This is a genomic window from Streptomyces sp. NPDC017676 (genome assembly GCF_044329325.1).
Lineage (GTDB): Bacteria > Actinomycetota > Actinomycetes > Streptomycetales > Streptomycetaceae > Streptomyces.
Genome location: NZ_JBIRJA010000020.1, coordinates 88,542 through 105,753 on the forward strand (window position 1 = coordinate 88,542; position 17,212 = coordinate 105,753).

17 protein-coding genes are annotated in these 17,212 nt (G+C 73.8%); 12 read left to right on the top strand and 5 right to left on the bottom strand.

The window, feature by feature from the left end:
- The first annotated feature begins 122 nt into the window (after positions 1-122).
- From ACH4LD_RS35065 to ACH4LD_RS35080, 4 genes are all read left to right on the top strand, one after another.
- Positions 123-626 carry an anti-sigma factor antagonist gene (locus ACH4LD_RS35065; protein WP_132790119.1) on the top strand — a complete coding sequence of 168 codons (504 nt, stop codon included), beginning with the start codon at positions 123-125 and terminating at the stop codon, positions 624-626.
- A 180-nt stretch (positions 627-806) separates the two neighbouring features.
- Complete coding sequence (locus ACH4LD_RS35070) at positions 807-2,015, top strand: ANTAR domain-containing protein (RefSeq protein ID WP_398058158.1); 1,209 nt, start codon at positions 807-809, stop codon at positions 2,013-2,015.
- Between the two features lie 100 nt (positions 2,016-2,115).
- Positions 2,116-2,319, top strand: coding sequence for a hypothetical protein (locus tag ACH4LD_RS35075; protein WP_398058159.1), 204 nt, complete (start codon positions 2,116-2,118; stop codon positions 2,317-2,319).
- A gap of 95 nt (positions 2,320-2,414) precedes the next feature.
- Positions 2,415-2,870 (top strand): RpiB/LacA/LacB family sugar-phosphate isomerase, encoded by a 456-nt coding sequence (locus tag ACH4LD_RS35080; RefSeq protein ID WP_103816036.1) that lies wholly within the window; start codon positions 2,415-2,417, stop codon positions 2,868-2,870.
- Positions 2,871-2,938: 68 nt separating this feature from the next.
- On the opposite strand, the gene ACH4LD_RS35085 is transcribed toward ACH4LD_RS35080, so the two are convergent.
- Entirely contained in the window at positions 2,939-3,304 is a 366-nt protein-coding gene (locus ACH4LD_RS35085) for a DUF6479 family protein (RefSeq protein ID WP_398058160.1), read from the bottom strand.
- 132 nt (positions 3,305-3,436) lie between these two features.
- Here ACH4LD_RS35085 and ACH4LD_RS35090 point away from each other — a divergent pair, with 132 nt between their 5' ends.
- The 3 genes from ACH4LD_RS35090 to ACH4LD_RS35100 all read left to right on the top strand — a co-directional run bounded on the left by ACH4LD_RS35090 (position 3,437) and on the right by ACH4LD_RS35100 (position 6,554).
- Positions 3,437-3,808 carry a ferredoxin gene (locus ACH4LD_RS35090; protein WP_398058161.1) on the top strand — a complete coding sequence of 124 codons (372 nt, stop codon included), beginning with the start codon at positions 3,437-3,439 and terminating at the stop codon, positions 3,806-3,808.
- Positions 3,809-4,139: 331 nt separating this feature from the next.
- Positions 4,140-4,937 (top strand): oxygenase MpaB family protein, encoded by a 798-nt coding sequence (locus ACH4LD_RS35095; RefSeq protein WP_398058257.1) that lies wholly within the window; start codon positions 4,140-4,142, stop codon positions 4,935-4,937.
- A gap of 54 nt (positions 4,938-4,991) precedes the next feature.
- Entirely contained in the window at positions 4,992-6,554 is a 1,563-nt protein-coding gene (locus ACH4LD_RS35100; RefSeq protein WP_398058162.1) for a phytoene desaturase family protein, read from the top strand.
- A 15-nt stretch (positions 6,555-6,569) separates the two neighbouring features.
- Here the strand turns inward: ACH4LD_RS35100 and ACH4LD_RS35105 are convergent, their stop codons facing one another.
- Positions 6,570-8,357 carry a serine hydrolase gene (locus tag ACH4LD_RS35105; RefSeq protein ID WP_398058163.1) on the bottom strand — a complete coding sequence of 596 codons (1,788 nt, stop codon included), beginning with the start codon at positions 8,355-8,357 and terminating at the stop codon, positions 6,570-6,572.
- A 195-nt stretch (positions 8,358-8,552) separates the two neighbouring features.
- On the opposite strand from ACH4LD_RS35105, the gene ACH4LD_RS35110 reads away from it, so the two are divergent.
- Entirely contained in the window at positions 8,553-10,049 is a 1,497-nt protein-coding gene (locus ACH4LD_RS35110) for an acyl-CoA synthetase (protein ID WP_398058164.1), read from the top strand.
- A gap of 131 nt (positions 10,050-10,180) precedes the next feature.
- Here ACH4LD_RS35110 and ACH4LD_RS35115 read toward each other — a convergent pair whose 3' ends face one another.
- The 3 genes from ACH4LD_RS35115 to paaK form a co-directional block, all read right to left on the bottom strand.
- Complete coding sequence (locus ACH4LD_RS35115; protein ID WP_398058165.1) at positions 10,181-11,062, bottom strand: TIGR03620 family F420-dependent LLM class oxidoreductase; 882 nt, start codon at positions 11,060-11,062, stop codon at positions 10,181-10,183.
- A gap of 151 nt (positions 11,063-11,213) precedes the next feature.
- Positions 11,214-11,546: an ArsR/SmtB family transcription factor gene (locus ACH4LD_RS35120; protein ID WP_398058166.1), complete on the bottom strand. Its 333-nt coding sequence runs from the start codon at positions 11,544-11,546 to the stop codon at positions 11,214-11,216.
- A gap of 140 nt (positions 11,547-11,686) precedes the next feature.
- Complete coding sequence (gene paaK / locus ACH4LD_RS35125) at positions 11,687-12,991, bottom strand: phenylacetate--CoA ligase PaaK (protein ID WP_132790492.1); 1,305 nt, start codon at positions 12,989-12,991, stop codon at positions 11,687-11,689.
- A gap of 172 nt (positions 12,992-13,163) precedes the next feature.
- On the opposite strand from paaK, the gene ACH4LD_RS35130 reads away from it, so the two are divergent.
- The 4 genes from ACH4LD_RS35130 (at position 13,164) to ACH4LD_RS35145 (ending at position 17,204) form a co-directional block, all read left to right on the top strand.
- Positions 13,164-14,000 carry an alpha/beta fold hydrolase gene (locus tag ACH4LD_RS35130; RefSeq protein WP_398058167.1) on the top strand — a complete coding sequence of 279 codons (837 nt, stop codon included), beginning with the start codon at positions 13,164-13,166 and terminating at the stop codon, positions 13,998-14,000.
- A 251-nt stretch (positions 14,001-14,251) separates the two neighbouring features.
- Entirely contained in the window at positions 14,252-14,494 is a 243-nt protein-coding gene (locus tag ACH4LD_RS35135) for a DUF397 domain-containing protein (RefSeq protein WP_103816026.1), read from the top strand.
- A gap of 117 nt (positions 14,495-14,611) precedes the next feature.
- Positions 14,612-15,514 (top strand): universal stress protein, encoded by a 903-nt coding sequence (locus ACH4LD_RS35140; protein WP_398058168.1) that lies wholly within the window; start codon positions 14,612-14,614, stop codon positions 15,512-15,514.
- Between the two features lie 421 nt (positions 15,515-15,935).
- A complete protein-coding gene (locus ACH4LD_RS35145) occupies positions 15,936-17,204 on the top strand; it encodes an alpha/beta hydrolase family esterase (protein WP_398058169.1) in 1,269 nt (422 codons plus the stop codon).
- The last annotated feature ends 8 nt before the right edge of the window (positions 17,205-17,212 follow it).

Here is a 17,212-nt window from a genome sequence, read left to right on the forward strand (position 1 = left end):
TGCCGGCGGTACGACACGCCCGGGGACGTCGTTGCATCCCCCGCACCGCGCGGGCACAGTGATGTCCCGGTCAAGACGCGGCCGGCTGATCCTTCCTCCCGCCTCCAGGAAGCCCGAGCCCCGTGGAAACCCGATCACCCAGGGAAGACGGTCAGCCGTCACCCGCCCGCGTCCGCCCCGGCGGCCCCGCCCCGCTGCTCCTGCAGACCGTGCACGAGCACCGCCCGGGGCTCGGCGGCATCAGCGTCCTGAAGACCCGGGGCACGGTCGACGCCTCCAACGCCCGGCTGTTCTCCGAAGCCCTCGCCGAGCACGTGGCCCATGCCGGCCAGGCCGGTGAACACCCCCTGCTGGACCTGAGCGAGGCGTATCTCGCCTGTGCCGACGCGGTCCGCTCCCTGGACCGGGCGACCGGGGCCCTCGCGCACACCGGCCGCGCCCTGTCCGTCGTACAGCCCAGACCGCACGTCCGGGAGGCCCTGACCTCGGCCGGACTGCCGGGCATCCGGGTGCACGCCACCCTGGCGTCGGCCCTGGACGCCCTGACGTCCCGCGAACCGGCCCGGGAACGGGCGTGCGAGCCGGCGTACGAACCGGCCCGCCCGGACCCCGGCGGCCTCGGCTAGCGACCGCGCGGCCCGCCGCTTCGTCGCACGGCGCGGTGGATGGCGCCGTCGACGTTCCGGGGCCTACCGTGCGCAATGGCGCACAGGTCGGGAAAGAGGCCGATCGAGTTCTTTGGGACGTCCTGTCTGGGTGATGCGATGAAACCTTCTTCCGGCCGACCTGCGGCACCGGCTCCCCTCGTGATCGAGTCCTCCGTCGTCGAGGGGCTGCCCGCCGAGGGCGCCCTCCTGCTGCGCATGTCGGGCAGCCTCGACGCCGACGGCGCCCAGGCATGGTCGGAGGAACTGCGCGGTCACCTGGAACAGGCGGACCGCGCCGGACTGCGCCCCGTGCTCGACATGGCGCACGTCCAGCTCGGCGGCGCCGCCGTGCTGCGCACGCTCAGCGAGACGACCCGGGCACGCACCGGACGCCCCGACCTGATCATCGTCCGCGCCCGCCCCGGGGTCCGCGAGGCGGTGCACCTGGCGCGTCTGGACGGCGTACGGCTGTACGCCACCCTGGACGAGGCGCTGCGCGAGCTGGCCCGTGCCGCCTCCCGGGTGGAGGAGCTGCCCGCCTGGCGGTCGCAGATGGCGGACCCGCTGCGGCCCTCGTACGAGGACCTGCACAAGGAGGTCCGCGCGCTGCGCGCCCGGGTGCGCACCGCGCCGGTGATCGGCATGGCGCAGGGCACGCTCATGGTCCGCTACGGACTGCCGGACTCCGGCAGCGCCTTCCGGGTGCTGCGCGAGGCCTCGCAGCGGTTCAACGTGCCGCTGCGGGTCCTGGTGTCGGCCGTGGTGGTGGCCCGGCCCCCGGACGGCGACGTGTGGTTCCCGGGCCGCCGCTCGCTGCCGGTGCCGCAGCTGCGGATGCTGGCCCGCGGCGGCCGGGACCCGCGCTACCGCCGGCAGATGATCGACGCCGTCCTGCACGAGGCGCTGGCCATCGGGAAGGCGCCCGCCGGGTACGTGCAGTTCGTGGACCCGGCCGTGAACGCCCTGATGCCGGAGGCCCACTACGGCTGCGCGGAGACGTTCCTGGACCAGCTCGTGCGGGGCCGGGGCGACGGCACGGCCGACGCGGCGGCCCGGGTCCGGGGCCGCCAGGTGAGCGTGCCCGACGTCGCGACGGACACGCAGCTCTCCGACGACTGCCGGCGCGTGCTGCTGGCCACCGGCACCCAGGCCGTGCACAGCGTCCCGGTGCTCTCCTCCGCCGGCTCGTGCACCGGAGTGATCACCCTGCACTGGCCCGACGCCGGGCACCGGACGACCGCCGCGCAGGCCGAGGCGTTCGCCCTGCTCGCCGCGGACACGTCGGCCTGGCTGAGCTGGTACCACCGCTCGGTGCTCCTGGACGCCCTCGAACACCTCCACCGGACGCTGACCCGCCCGACGCCGTGAATCCGGTCCGCCGCCGGTGCGCGTCACCCGCGTCCCCCTGGGAACCCGGGCCCCGTACGGAGCACGCACCATCACGCACCAGGCGGAGGGAGTCCGGCGCATGTCCAATCCGCAGCAGCCCGAACAGCGGCGCAGTGACAAGGGTGGCGCCACCCCGCAGGACAGCGGCGAGCTGAAGGCCCGCCGGCCGGCCGGCCGGGACGCGGGCGGCCGCCCGCACGGCTCTGACAAGGCAGGAAAGGGCGGCAAGGGCGGGGGAGAGGGCGGCGGGGTGCCTCCGGCACAGCAGCCCGATCACCCCTGACCCCGCACCCTGCCCGATGCCTGCCGAACGGCCCCTCCGCGGGGCCGTTCGGCATGTCCGGCCGGGCCGGGGCGCCACGCGCTACGCTCCGGGGTATGCGGATCTCCGTCTCCTCCGACATGGACGAACCCGTGGCCCGTCTGCTGGTCGCGGAGCTGCGGCGCCGTGGCCACGAGGTGCGTGAACACGGCGCGCTCAGGCCCGGGGCCGACGCGCAGTGGGCGGTCTGTTCCCAGGCCGCCGCCCGGGACGTGGCCGAGGGCGCGGCCGACCAGGCGGTGGTGTGCTGCTGGACCGGTACCGGCGCGTCCATCGCGGCCAACAAGGTGCCGGGCGTGCGCGCGGCGCTGTGCGTGGACGCCGGTACGGCGGACGGAGCGCGGCGCTGGAACGACGCCAACGTCCTCGCGCTGAGCCTCAGGCTCACCTCGGAACCGGTGCTGAAGGAGATCCTCGACGCCTGGTTCGCGGCCGAGCCCAGCCAGGATCCCGAGGACCGGGAGAACGTGGCCCGCGTCGGCCGCCTGGACGCCGCCCGGAAGTCCTCCTAGGGGCGCACGGCGGACCGGCGCGGGCCGGGTTGCCGGGGATCGGTGAGGGGCGGGATCGGGGCCGACGCTCAGTGGGCGCCGAGTCCGCCGCCGCCGAACGAGCCGCTGGAGCCCTTGCTCCAGCGCGGACGCTCCTTCGACGGGTTCGTCCGGGTGTCCATGTTGGTCAGCTCGTACGGGGTGAGCGGGCGGTCGCCCTTGGGGATCCGCGGTATCTCCGCGGACTCCCGGTTCTCCCGGACCTCGTGCACCGGTCCCTCCGGCGGCAGCTTGGGCTGTTCCTCGGGGCGGGGGCGCGGGGACTCGCGGTATCTGACGCGCGAGGTCATCCAGAAGCCGCCGGCCAGCAGCGCGAGCACGGCCACGGCCACGATGAACAGGAAGAGGCTCATCAGGCCGCTCGCCGCGGCCAGCTGCATCGATGCGGTGTTCATAGAACAGGGATACCCGGCCAGAAGCTGACAAACCCGGACACTATGGGTTACGGCGGTCGGCCGGGCCGTGCCCGCCCGGCCGGTCCCGGGGGACAGTGGTTTGTGGCCGCCCGCCCCGGCTACCCGCACGGTGTGACATCGCCGACTTCGCAGCAGCTCTACCGGTTCCTGGAGGACCGTTTCACCTGTGCCCAGGCGTGCACCGAGTGCGCCCGGGCCTGTGCCGTGCGCGCGAGCCTGGTCGACCCGGACGGGAGTGAGCACCAGGAGCGGGCGCGCCGGCTGGGCATCATGTGCGCCGAGGTGTGCGACGCGACCTGCCGCGTGCTGTGCGAGGAGAACCGACAGGACGAGGAGGCGATCCGGGTCCGGGTGGACTGGTGCCGCTCGGTCTGCCTGGAGTGCGCCCGCGCCTTCGACGAGCACCCCGGTGCCGAGTCCGCCGCGGCCTCGTGCCGGGCCTGCGCCGATGCCTGCGCGGACTTCCTGGAAACGCTCGGGTGAGTGCCTTCGGCCGCATGCGCCCGCGCATCCGGCCGGGTCCCGGCATTTCTGGACGACCAACGGCGACGCCGCCAGCTGGGCGCGGCGGGCCCTGCGCACCTATCGCGGCGCCCCGCCGCACAGCCACCGCGATGTCGGCTTCGAGGGCAACGCAACCCGGATCTCGTCGCCGACGTCTTCGACGCTCCGATTCCGCCGCCGGACGTGGGCGCATAGGCTGCGCTCAGGAAGCCCGGCGGGATGCGGCAAGGGGTGAGGTCACGTGGCTGTGGGCACATCCGCGGGCACCGGCGACCCCGGACTGTTCACCCCCGCCTCCGTGACCTGGCAGATGCACGGTGACCCCATGATGTGGGTCGCCGGGGTCCGTGCGCTGTACCTCCAGGCGTTGCATCCGCGTGCGGTCCGGGGCGTCATGCAGAACTCCGACTTCCGGCGGGACGCCTGGGGGCGGCTGATGCGGACCGCGCACTTCGTCGGGACCACGACCTACGGCACGAGCGAGGCGGCCGAGCGGGCCGGGGCGCGGGTGCGGAAGATCCACAGCATGCTCACCGCGACCGACCCGGACACCGGCGAGCGGTACGGCGTCGACGAGCCGGAGCTGCTGCTGTGGGTGCACTGCGCGGAGATCGACTCCTATCTGCACGTCCTGCGCCGCTCCGGCTTCCCGCTCACCGACGCCCAGGCCGACCGGTACATAGCCGAACACCGCGTCAGCGCCCGCCTGGTGGGGCTCGACCCGCACACCGTACCGGCGAGCCGGGCGGAGCTGGCCGCGTACTTCGCAGCGGTCCGGCCGGAGCTGGCCGCCGGACCCGAGGCCCACGACGTGGACGCCTTCCTGCTCCGGCCGCCGGCACACCCCCTGCTCGTCCCGGCGCGCGAGCTGCTGTGGCGGCGGGTGGCCCTGCTGGCGTACGCGGCCCTGCCGCCGTACGCCCAGGAGCTGTACGGCAGGCCCGCCCCCGCGCCCGCCGTCGTCACCCGCCGGCTGCGCGCCACCGGGGCCGTGCTCCGCGGGATCCCCGCACGGCTGCGCTGGCAGCTCCCGCCGAAGCACATCCTGCGGGCCGTGGCGCGGCTCGGCCCGCAGGCGCGTCCGGCACCGCACAAGGTGAGGGCCTGATCCGGCCCCGGCCCGCCTCTGGCCGTCGTGGATCACCGCGTGCTACGAAGAACCATGTCCGCGAACGAGGGAACCCGCGCGTACGACGCCGTCATCGTCGGCGCAGGCCACAACGGCCTGGTCGCCGCCGCCTACCTGGCCCGGGCCGGCCGCTCGGTGCTGGTGCTGGAGCGTCTGGACCACACCGGCGGCGCCGCCGTCTCCACCCGCCCGTTCGCCGGGATCGACGCCCGCCTGTCGCGCTACTCCTACCTGGTCAGCCTGCTGCCGGAGAAGATCGTGCGCGACCTCGGGCTGGACTTCCGCGTCCGCTCCCGCACCATCTCGTCGTACACCCCGGCGGAGCGCGCGGGCCGGCCCACCGGTCTCCTCGTCGGCGGCGGCGAGCAGCGCACCCGGGAGGCGTTCGCCCGGCTCACCGGCGGCGACCGCGAGTACGAGGCCTGGCAGCGCTTCTACGGCATGACCGGCCACGTCGCCCAGCGTGTCTTCCCCACGCTCACCGAACCGCTGCCCACCCGCGACGAACTGCGCCGGCGCATCGACGACGAGGCCGCCTGGCGCGCCCTGTTCGAGGAGCCGGTCGGCGTCGCCATCGAGCGGACCTTCACCGACGACCTGGTCCGGGGCGTCGTCCTCACCGACGCGCTCATCGGCACCTTCGCCGACGCCCACGACCCGACCCTCGTGCAGAACCGCTGCTTCCTCTACCACGTCATCGGCGGCGGAACCGGCGCGTGGAACGTGCCCGTCGGCGGCATGGGCGCGCTGACCGACGCGCTGGCCGACGCGGCGCGCGCGGCGGGCGCGCGCATCGCCACCGGGCACGAGGCGATCCGGATCGACACGGACGGGACGACCGCCGAGGTCGTCTACCGCACCGCCACCGGCGAGGGCACCGCGACCGCCCGCCACGTCCTGGTGAACGCCTCCCCGCACGAACTGGCCGTCCTCACCGGCGACCCGGCGCCCGAACCCGTCGAGGGGGCCCAGCTCAAGGTCAACATGCTGCTCACCCGGCTGCCCCGGCTGCGTGACCCCGAGGCCGACCCGCGCGAGGCGTTCGCCGGCACCTTCCACATCGCCGAGGGCTACCGGGAACTGGCCACCGCCCACGCCCAGGCCGCCGCCGGCGAACTCCCCGCCGCCCCGCCCTCGGAGATCTACTGCCACTCCCTGACCGACCCCACCATCCTCGGCGCCGACCTCGCCGGGCGCGGCTACCAGACCCTCACCCTCTTCGGCCTGCACGCCCCGGCCCGGCTCTTCGACCGGGACAACGACGCCGTACGCGAGGAACTGCTGAAGTCCACCCTCGCGCAGCTCGACGCCCACCTCGCCGAACCCCTCGCGGACTGCCTGGCCACCGACGCCGACGGCCGCCCCTGCATCGAGGCGAAGACCCCGCTCGACCTCGAACGGGACCTGCGGCTGCCCGGCGGCAACATCTTCCACCGGGCCCTGTCGTGGCCGTACGCCCAGGAGGACAGCGGCCGTTGGGGAGTGGAGACCCGGCACGCCAACGTCCTGCTGTGCGGGGCGGGCGCGGTGCGCGGGGGCGGGGTCAGCGGGGTGCCGGGGCACAACGCGGCCATGGCGGTGCTGGAGCGGAACTGACCGCGGGGCCCCGGCTCAGTCCGCCGAGGCCTGCCAGCCCACCGCCGCGATCCGAGCCGCGTCCGCCGGGCGCGCCCCGTCGAACAGCACCGTCCCGCCCGCCTCGACGCGCAGCGCGTCGACGTACGCGCCCCGGCCCACGTACAGCGCGTCCGTGGTGTACCGCCAGCGCAGCACCAGCCGGGGATCGGCCGGCAGATCCGCGGCCACCCGGTGCCAGACGCGGCCCGACCAGCCGGTGACCGTGCCCGCCGGGTGGTCGTCGGGGTCCCCGCCGCGGCGGGTGGTGGTGAAGGCGACCGGGTGCCAGGTGGCGCCGCCGTCCGTGGTGGACTCCAGGGCCACCAGGTCGGAGCGGGGTTCGGTGTCCCACCACAGGGCGCAGCGCAGCCGGGCCGCGCCGGAGGAGGTGTCCAGCGCCGGCAGGGTGAGCGTGGCGGCCGTGGCGTTCGCCATGCCCGAGAACCAGGCCGTACGGCCCTTCGCCGGACGGACCGGAACCGCGCGGGCGACGTGGTTCCCGGCGGCGACCCGGGGAGCGGAACCGGACCGCCAGGTACGCACCGGGTGCACGGAGTTGCCGAGGACGACCAGGAAGGAGTCGGTCGTGGGGTCGAGCACGAGCGAGGTGCCGGTGAAGCCGGTGTGGCCGGCCGTGCGCGGGGTGGCCATCGCTCCCATGTACCAGTGCTGGTACAGCTCGAAGCCGAGGCCGTGCTCGTCGCCGGGGAAGGCCGTGTTGAAGTCGGTGAACATCAGGTCCACCGACTCGGGCCGCAGGATGCGGGCCCGGCCGTAGCGGCCGCCGTCGAGCAGCGTACGGCCGAGGACCGCGAGGTCCCACGCGCTCGCGAACACGCCCGCGTGACCGGCCACGCCGCCCAGGCTGTACGCGTTCTCGTCGTGCACCTCGCCCCACACCAGCCCGCGGTCCAGCCCGGACCAGGGCTTGCGCGCGTCCTCGGTGGCCGCGATCCGCGGCTTCCAGGAGGCGGGCGGGTTGTAACGGGTGCTGTCGAGGCCGAGCGGTCCGGTGATCTCCTCACGCAGCAGCACGTCCAGCGCGCGGCCGGTGATCCTCTCCAGGACGAGCTGGAGCGAGATCAGGTTCAGGTCCGAGTAGAGGTAGGCGGTGCCCGGCGGGTTGAGGGGTGCCTCGTCCCAGATGAGCTGGAGCTTCTCCTCGTACGTCGGCGCGTTGTACAGCGGGATCCACGCGCGGAAGCCCGAGGTGTGCGTGAGGAGCTGACGGATCGTCACCGACTGCTTCCCGGCGCGTCCGAACTCCGGGAGGTACGAGGCGACCGTCCCCTCCAGAGCCAGCGCGCCCCGCTCGATCTGCTGCACGGCGAGGAGGGAGGTGAACAGCTTGGAGACGGAGGCGAGGTCGAACACGGTGTCCCGGGTCATCGGGAGCTGCTGTTCGGGCGGCAGTTCGACGCCGGTGTCGGTCTTCTCGTCGTACCGGGCGTAGCGCACCGCCATGCCGATCGGCTCGTGCAGCGCCACGGTGGCGCCGCGCCCGGCGAGCAGCACGGCGCCCGCGTACCAGGGGTGCCGGGGGGACGGTGCGAGGAACGCCTCGGCGTCGGTGACGAGTTGCCGCAGGTGCGCGGGGAGCAGCCCGGCACGTTCCGGCGAGCCGTGGCGCAGGGTGGGATGGCGGCCGGAGGCGGGTGCGGCGGCGGCCGGCCCCGCCGGGAGGGCGCCGAGGGCGAGTGCGCCGCCCGCGGCCAGGGTGCCCGCGACGAGCCGGCGGCGGGTCGGCCCGCTCGCTCGTCCGCCTGCCACGTCGTCCGTCATGCTGCGGCCTCCCGCGTGAAAGTATCTTTCGGCGCCTGCGATGCACCGTGAAACTTTCCTGTCAGGAAGGGGATGTGTCAACGGGGCGCGTGACTTCCACGGAATCTGATGATGCATCAGGAACAATGCGGGGCCGGCGTTCGCGCCGTCCGGGTGCTTGACCCGTTCCCGGCGCCGGACCCAGGATCATGAGCCATGACGCAGGGACAGGGCAGCACGGTGGACGGGGTGCTGCGGCGCAGCGCCCGGCGCACCCCGGCACGGGTCGCGGTCGAGTACGCCGACCGTGCCTGGACGTACGAAGAACTCGACGAGGCCGTCTCCCGCGCGGCGGGCGTCCTGCTCGGCCAGGGCCTCGCCCCCGGTGACCGGGTCGGCTCCTACGGCCACAACTCGGACGCGTACCTGATCGGCTTCCTGGCCTGCGCCCGCGCCGGTCTCGTGCACGTGCCGGTCAACCACAACCTCACCGGCGACGACCTCGCCTACCTCGTCCGCCAGTCCGGCAGCTCCCTCGTGCTCACCGACCCCGGTCTCGCCGGCCGGCTCCCCGGCGGCGTCCGCACGCTGCCCCTGCGCGACACCGGCGACTCCCTCCTGGCGCGCCTCGCGACCACACCCCCGTACGACGGCCCCGAGCCACGCACCGAGGACCTGGTGCAGCTGCTCTACACGTCCGGGACCACCGCCCTGCCCAAGGGCGCGATGATGACGCACCGCGCCCTGGTCCACGAGTACCTGAGCGCGATCACCGCGCTCGACCTCAGCGCCGGCGACCGCCCCGCGCACTCCCTGCCGCTGTACCACTCCGCTCAGCTGCACGTCTTCCTGCTGCCCTACCTCGCGGTCGGCGCCACCAACCTGATCCTCGACGCGCCCGACGGGGACCGGCTGTTCGACCTGGTCGAAGCGGGGCGCGTGGACAGCCTGTTCGCCCCGCCGACGGTCTGGATCGCCCTGGCGGGCCGCCCGGACTTCGCGACCCGCGACCTGTCCGGACTGCGCAAGGCCTACTACGGCGCGTCCATCATGCCGGTGCCGGTCCTGGAGCGCCTGCGCGAGCGGCTGCCGGAGCTCGGCTTCTACAACTGCTTCGGCCAGAGCGAGATCGGCCCGCTGGCCACCGTCCTCGCGCCCGACGAACACCGGGGCCGGATGGACTCCTGCGGCCGGCCCGTCCTGTTCGTCGACGCCCGCGTGGTCGACGAGGACGGCAAGGACGTCCCCGCGGGCACGCCCGGCGAGATCGTCTACCGGTCACCGCAGTTGTGCGAGGGCTACTGGGACAAGCCCGAGGAGACCGCCGCGGCCTTCCGCGACGGCTGGTTCCACTCCGGGGACCTCGCCGTGCGGGACGCCGACGGATACTTCACCATCGTGGACCGGGTGAAGGACGTCATCAACTCCGGTGGCGTACTGGTGGCTTCGCGCCAGGTCGAGGACGCCCTGTACACGCACGAGGCGGTCGCCGAGGCCGCCGTGATCGGCCTGCCCGACGAGCGGTGGATCGAGGCCGTCACGGCGGTCGTCGTCCCGCGCGGCGAGGTGACGGAGGAGGAGCTGATCGCGCATGTGAAGGCGAGGCTCGCGCCGTTCAAGGCGCCCAAACGGGTGCTGTTCGTGGGGGAGTTGCCGCGCAACGCGAGCGGCAAGATTCTCAAGCGCGAGCTGCGCGACCGCTTCGGCGGCTAGAAGGGGCGTACGGCGGCGCCCGGCCGCCCGGCGCTCGGGTCTGGGCGTACGGGTGCTCGGGCCCGGGCGTACGGGTGCACGGAACCGGTGGTACGACGCTCGGCCCGCGACTCACCGACCTGGCCGGTCGCTCATCGGCCGGCCGAGTCCTTCGCCGGCAGCAGCGCGTCGGCCAGCGACCGCCAGTGCGGCAGCGCCGACTCGCCCGGCCGCACGCCGATCACCTGTACCGCCACATGGTCGGCGCCCGCGTCGACGTGCCCGCGCAGCTTCCGGACGACGGTGTCCGGGTCGCCCCAGAACACCAGGTCGTCCACGAGGCGGTCGCTGCCGCCGCCGGAGAGGTCGTCGTCGGTGTAGCCCAGCCGGCGGAACTTGGCGAGGTTGTACGGCGTCTGGAGATAGCCGCGCAGATGCTCGCGCGCGAGGCCGCGGGCCCGGACCGGGTCGGTCTCGAACAGCACGGCGTGCTCGACGGCGAGGAACGCGTCCGGGCCGAGGATCTCCCGGGCCTCAGCGGTGTGGGCCGTGTTCACGTGGTAGGTGTGGGCGCCGGCGGCGCGGTCGCGGGCCAGCCGGAGCATCTTCGGCCCGTAGGCGGCCAGCAGCCGCCGGACCGGGGTCTCCGGGCGGGGGTTCGGCGTCTCCAGGGTGTCCAGCTCGTCCAGGTACGCGGACATGGCGGCCAGCGGCTTCACCCCCGGCCGGGGGTCGCCGCCGAAGCCCAGGCCGAGCACGTGCCGGCCCGGGTAGGCGTCCGCCAGCAGCAGGGCGGCGCCGTGCGTCCAGCGGGCCTCGCGCGACCAGATCCGGGCGATGCCGTTGACGACGGTCAGCCGCCGGGTGGCGGAGAGCAGCAGGCCGGCGTGCGTGAACGCGTCCCGGCCGAGCGCCTCGGGAATCCACAGCGCCCGCCAGCCCAGCTCCTCCAACTGCTGGACGGAGTCCCGGATCCGCGCGGCCGGCTGGTGCTCGAAGTCGAAGGTGTAGATCCCGAACGTGCCCAGGTCCATGGGTGTGCTCCCTCGCAGACAATGCTTCGTCGATTCGGAATATCGCAGATTCTCGATATGATGCGCAAGGGGAGCGCCGGTGGTGGAAAGCGGACCAGCGGGAAGGGGGTGGTTGGGCCCCGCGATGCCGGGCTGATCCAAACGAGACCGTCTAGAGGGTCTGCCCCAGCCGGGCGACGAGGTCGGCGATGCGCTGCTCGTCCCGCTTGTAGTGGGTCCACTTGCCGACCCGGGTCGCCCGGACCAGACCGGCGCGCTGGAGTTCCGCCATGTAGGCCGACACGGTCGACTGCGCCAGCCCTGCCTTGGCCTGTATGTGGCTCACGCACACACCCACCTCGGCGGGGTCGGCGATGGCCGCCTCCATCGGGAAGTGCCGCGAGGGCTCGCGCAGCCATCGCAGCATCTGGAGGCGCATCGGGTTGGACAGCGCCCGCAGCGCGTTGACCAGGTCCGGGTCCGGGGTGGGGGCGGTGTCCGTCATGGCTCCGGAGTATAAGCGGCGGTCGACGTTTCGAGGTACGTCGATGCGACCGCGCGGAGCGGCTGTCCCGGGTGACCGGTGTCGCCCCCGGCCGTCGGAGCCGTCCCGCGCGGTCGCAGCCGTCCTGGTGTGCCCGACCCCTACCCGGCGTCGCGCGGCCGCAGGTCCACGATCCGGCGGATCTTGCCCACCGAGCGCTCCAGTGACTCGGGTTCCACGATCTCCACGCCGACCGACACCCCGATGCCGTCCTTGACCGCCGCGACGATGGCGCGGGCCGCCGCCTCCCGCACCTCCGGCGGTGCGTCGGGGCGGGCCTCGGCCCGCACGGTCAGCGCGTCCATGCGGCCCTCACGGGTGAGACGCAACTGGAAGTGCGGCGCCACACCGGGCGTGCGCAGCACGATCTCCTCGATCTGGGTCGGGAACAGATTCACCCCGCGCAGGATCACCATGTCGTCGCTGCGCCCGGTGATCTTCTCCATCCGCCGGAACACCCGGGCCGTGCCGGGCAGCAGCCGCGTCAGGTCCCGCGTCCGGTACCGGACGATCGGCATGGCCTCCTTGGTCAGCGAGGTGAACACCAGCTCCCCCCGCTCGCCCTCCGGCAGCACCTCACCCGTGATCGGATCCACGACTTCCGGGTAGAAGTGGTCCTCCCACACATGGAGGCCGTCCTTGGTCTCCGCGCACTCCTGGGCGACACCGGGGCCGATCACCTCGGACAGCCCGTAGATGTCGACGGCGTCGATCGCGAACCGCTCCTCGATCTCCCGCCGCATCTGCTCGGTCCAGGGTTCGGCGCCGAAGACGCCCACCCGCAGCGAGGTGGTGCGCGGGTCCACGCCCTGCCGTTCGAACTCGTCCAGCAGGGTGAGCATGTAGGACGGGGTCACCATGATGACGGACGGCTCCAGGTCCTGGATCAGCTGCACCTGCCGGGCCGTCATGCCACCGGACGCGGGAACGACCGTACAGCCCAGGCGCTCGGCGCCGTAGTGCGCACCGAGACCCCCGGTGAACAGCCCATAGCCGTACGCCACATGGACGACATCGCCCGGCCGGCCGCCGGCCGCCCTGATCGACCGCGCCACCATGTCGGCCCACATGGAGAGGTCGTTGTCCGTGTAGCCGACGACCGTGGGGCGTCCCGTGGTGCCGCTGGAGGCGTGCAGCCGGCGGATCTTCTCCCGGGGCACGGCGAACATGCCGTACGGGTAGTTCTCCCGGAGGTCCGCCTTGGTCGTGAAGGGGAAGTGCGCGAGGTCGGCGAGGGTGCGGCAGTCCTCCGGGCGGACACCGGCCTTGTCGAAGGACTCACGGTAGAACGGCACGTTCTCGTACGCGTGCCGCAGCGACGCACGCAGCCGCTCCAGCTGCAGCGCCCGCAGCTCCTCGGCTCCGAGCCGTTCGCCCGCGTCGAGCAGGTCCGTCACATCCGCCATCGCGACGTCTCCCTCACCAGCAGCCTCGTTCAACCGACCGATCATTCGGTCGATGTGTTCCGGGTCAGTAAATGCAGGTCACGAACCCCGAGGCAAGAGGGCGGCGGAGAATTTCCGCGGGGAGTGCCAAATGCGTTGCGGTGCGGCGGCGGGCCGCACCATGATCGGCGGCGTGCCGATCTTCACCGCGTACGACGGAACCCGGCTCGCCTACCACCTGCGGGGGGAGGGGGAGCCGCTCGCCGTGGTGCCCGGGGGGCCCATGCGGGCCTCCGAATACCTCGGGGAGCTGGGCGGGCTGACCGCGCACCGCCGGCTGGCCCTGCTCGACCTGCGCGGGACCGGTGACTCGGAGGCGCCCGCGGACCCGGCGACGTACCGCTGCGACCGGATGGTCGAGGACCTGGAGGTATGGCGGGAACACATGGGTCTGGAGCACATGGATCTGCTCGCCCACTCGGCGGGCGCCGCCCTGGCGATGCTCTACGCGGCCCGCCATCCGCAGCGGACACGACGGCTGCTGCTGATCACCCCCAACCCGTCCGCCCTCGGTCTGCGGGCCGTGCCCGAGGACCGGCTGGCCGCGGCCCGGCTGCGTGAAGGCGAGCCGTGGTTCGGGCGGGCGTTCCCCGCCTTCCGCGCCTGGCTCACGGGCGAGGCGGACTTCGACGACGTGTTCCTGCCGTTCTTCTACGGCCGCTGGGACGACACCGCCCGGGCCCACACCGACGCGGAACTGCACCAGACCAACGAGGAGGCCGGCGAGCACTACTTCGCCGAGGGCGCCTTCAGCCCGGACGCGACCCGGAAGGCCCTCGCCGCCCTGACCGCGCCGGTCCTCGTGTACGCGGGCGCGCTCGACGGCTGGCCGAGCCCCACCGTGGCCCGCCGCACCGCCGAGGCGTTCCCGCACGCCGAGTGCGCCGTCCAGCCCGGCGCCGGGCACTACCCCTGGCTGGACGACCCGGAGCGGTTCGTCGGCCGGACGCTCGCCTTCCTCGACCGGTGACGGGTTCCCGGCCGGAGGCGAGGAGGTCAGGGACAGCCGGTGGGCGGCGCCCGCGGGGTGCTCGGGCACCCGTACGGCGGCGGCTCCCGGTTCTTCTCGATGTGGCTCCTGGGCGCCGGGCCCCCCGACTGCTGGGGGTCCCGCCGGAGCGGCCGGCCGACCTGCCGGAGGGTTCTCCCCGCGTGCCCTGTCCGCCGTAGCGACCGGTCGCTAGGCTGACCCGCGGACGACGAACCGGGAGGAGCAGGGACGTGGCCGAGAGCACCATCCAGCAGCAGCCGCTGGCGGGCTGGGACAAGCCGGAGCTGGACCTGAGCAAGGCCGAGTGGCAGTCCAGCAGCCGCGGTCTGGGCGATGTCCAGATCGCCTTTGTCGAGGGCTTCATCGCGATGCGCAACAGCGGCCGGCCGGAGAGCCCCTCCCTGATCTTCACCCCCGCGGAATGGGGCGCCTTCGTCTCCGGCGCCCGGGAGGGCGAGTTCGACCTCACCTGAACCGGGGGTGTTCCGGCCGGATTTCCGGACACGCGACCGGCAGAGCCCTGTCGGGGCCGGACCTGAGCCAGGCTGGCCCCAGCAAGGGGAAGGTCGTGTTCCGGAGGTGGGGCAAGGATGGACGCTGCGCCGGTCATCGCCGCGGTCGACGGTTCCGAGGACAGCCTGCGCGCCCTGGACTGGGCCCTGGACGCCGCCCGCCGCCGCGCGGCACCGCTGCGCGTGGTGCACGTACGGCAGTACGCCGCCTGGGGCCAGGCCGACGTGCTGGTCGCCGGGCCGCCCGAGGCGGAGGGTGATCCGGTGCTCGACGAGGTGCGTGGCCGGCTCGCGGACCACACCGGGCCACCGGTCGTGGAGTACCTCGCGGTGGAGGGCGTACCGGGGGCCGTCCTGCCCGAACTGGGCAGCGACGCCCAGCTGTTGGTGCTCGGCTCGCGGGGCCGCGGCGGCTTCGCCAGCCTGCTCCTCGGCTCCAACGGCCTCGCCGCCGCCCGGGACGCCGAGTGCCCGGTGGTCGTCGTACCCCGGCCGGGCCGGGAGGTGCACGGGGAGGGCCCGGCCGAGACCGGGCCGCGGGTCGTCGTCGGCCTGCACGTCGACAGCCCCGATGAGTCCGTCCTCGCCCTCGCGTTCGCCGAGGCCGCCCTGCGCGACGCCCGGCTCCAGGTGATCGCCGCCTACCCGTGGCCGGTGCAGACCTGGTCGGCGCCCGGCCAACTGGTGCCGCCCCTGATCGACCAGGACGCCGTGGCGAACGAGACCCGCTCCCTCGCCGAGGGATTCCTCGCGCCGCACCGCGAGCGGCACCCCGGGGTACGCGCCGACGCCGAGGCCCGGCCGGGCGACGCGGCCGGTCACCTCGTCGCCGCCTCGAAGGACGCCGACCTGGTCGTCGTCGGCCGGCACCGGCGGCGGCTGCTCGCCCCGGCCCGCATGCTGGGTTCCGTCACCCACGCCGTACTGCTGCACGCGGCGAGCCCGATCGCGGTGGTGCCGCCTGCCCCACCGCAGGAGTGAGGCCGAGGAGCGACGACAGGGGGGTGCGGTCGGCCGAGTGCGGTCGGGGAGCGGGGCCGGCGGACTGCGTCGGCTCAGTCATGCAGGCGGAGTGACGCGGGCGCAGCGGCGCGGGCGGAGTCGCGCGGGCGGAGTGCCGCCCGCGAAGTGATGCCCGCGAAGTGATGCCCGCGAAGTGACGCACGCGAAGTGACGCACGCGAAGTGACGCGGGGTCACCTCGGCGTAGCAGACCCCACCGCGCTCCGCAATCCGTCCGGTGCCGACGGACGATCCCCCCGCTGTGGTGCGCCGCGCCATGGTGCCCGGACACACCCGAACCTATGGTTCCGGCACTCCCGGCTGGTTCCGCCGTGCTCGGCGCGCCAGGCGCCGCCCCGTGGGGGAGCGGCCGGGACCGTGTGTCCACCGAAGGAGCCGCCATGCCACTGCCCCCGTGTAACAGGGCACCCGGAGCGCCACCACGGGCCCGCCCGCTGCCCCGCCTCCTGCCCCGCCTTCTCGCCGTCCTCGCCGTCGTCCTCGGCACCGCGCTCGCCGGCCCCGCGCCCCATGCCCAGGCCCGGACCCAGGCCGCCGTCACGCTCACCCGGGTGAGCGGCTTCGGCTCCAACCCTGGCGCCCTCACCATGTACGTGTACCGGCCCGCCACCCTGCCGGCCCACCCGCCGGTGGTCGTGGCCCTGCACGGCTGCACGCAGAGCGCCCAGGTCTACGCCGACAACTCCGGGCTGCCGCAACTCGCCGACCGCGACGGCTTCCTGCTCGTACTCGCCGAGACCGGCACCGCCAACAACGCGAACAAGTGTTTCAACTGGTTCCAGGCCGGTGACAACCAGCGCGGCCAGGGCGAGGCCCTGTCCGTCCGGCAGATGGTGAGCCAGGCCGTCACCGCGTACGGCGCCGACCCGCAGCGCGTCTATGTCACCGGCCTCTCCGCCGGCGGCGCGATGACCGCCGTCATGCTCGCCACCTACCCCGACGTCTTCTCGGCCGGCGCGGTCGTCGCCGGCCTGCCCTACGACTGCACCAGGGACAACAGCCCCTACACCTGCATGAACCCCGGCGTCGACCTGAGTCCGGCCGCGTGGGCGCAGCGGGTGCGGGACGCCTACCCGTCGTACGGCGGGCCGTGGCCGCGCACCGCCATCTGGTACGGCGACCAGGACACCACCGTCGTACCGCGCAACGCCACCGAGCTGCGCGACCAGTGGACGGCCCTGCACGGCCTGTCCCAGACGCCCACGCGCACCACGACGATCGGGCCGGACGCCACCCGGCAGGACCAGTACCTGGCGGCCGACGGCACGGTCGCCGTCGAGGTCGACCGGGTCCCGGGCATCGGGCACGGCACCCCGGTCGACCCCGGCACCGGCAGCGAACAGTGCGGAAGCACCGGGGCCCCGTACTTCCTCGACTCGATCTGCTCCAGCCGCTGGATCGCCCGGTTCTTCGGCCTGGACACCAGCGACCCGGGCGGCGGGGACCCGGACCCGGGCGGCGGCACCGCCGCCTGCTGGACGGCGAGCAACTACGCCCAGGTACAGGCGGGACGGGCCACAACCAGCGGCGGCTACACCTACGCCAAGGGATCCCAGCAGAACATGGGCCTCTACAACACGTTCGTCACCCACACCCTGAAGGAGTCACCCCCGGGCTACTTCACCCTCGCCGACACCGGCTGTCCCTGACAGCCGGT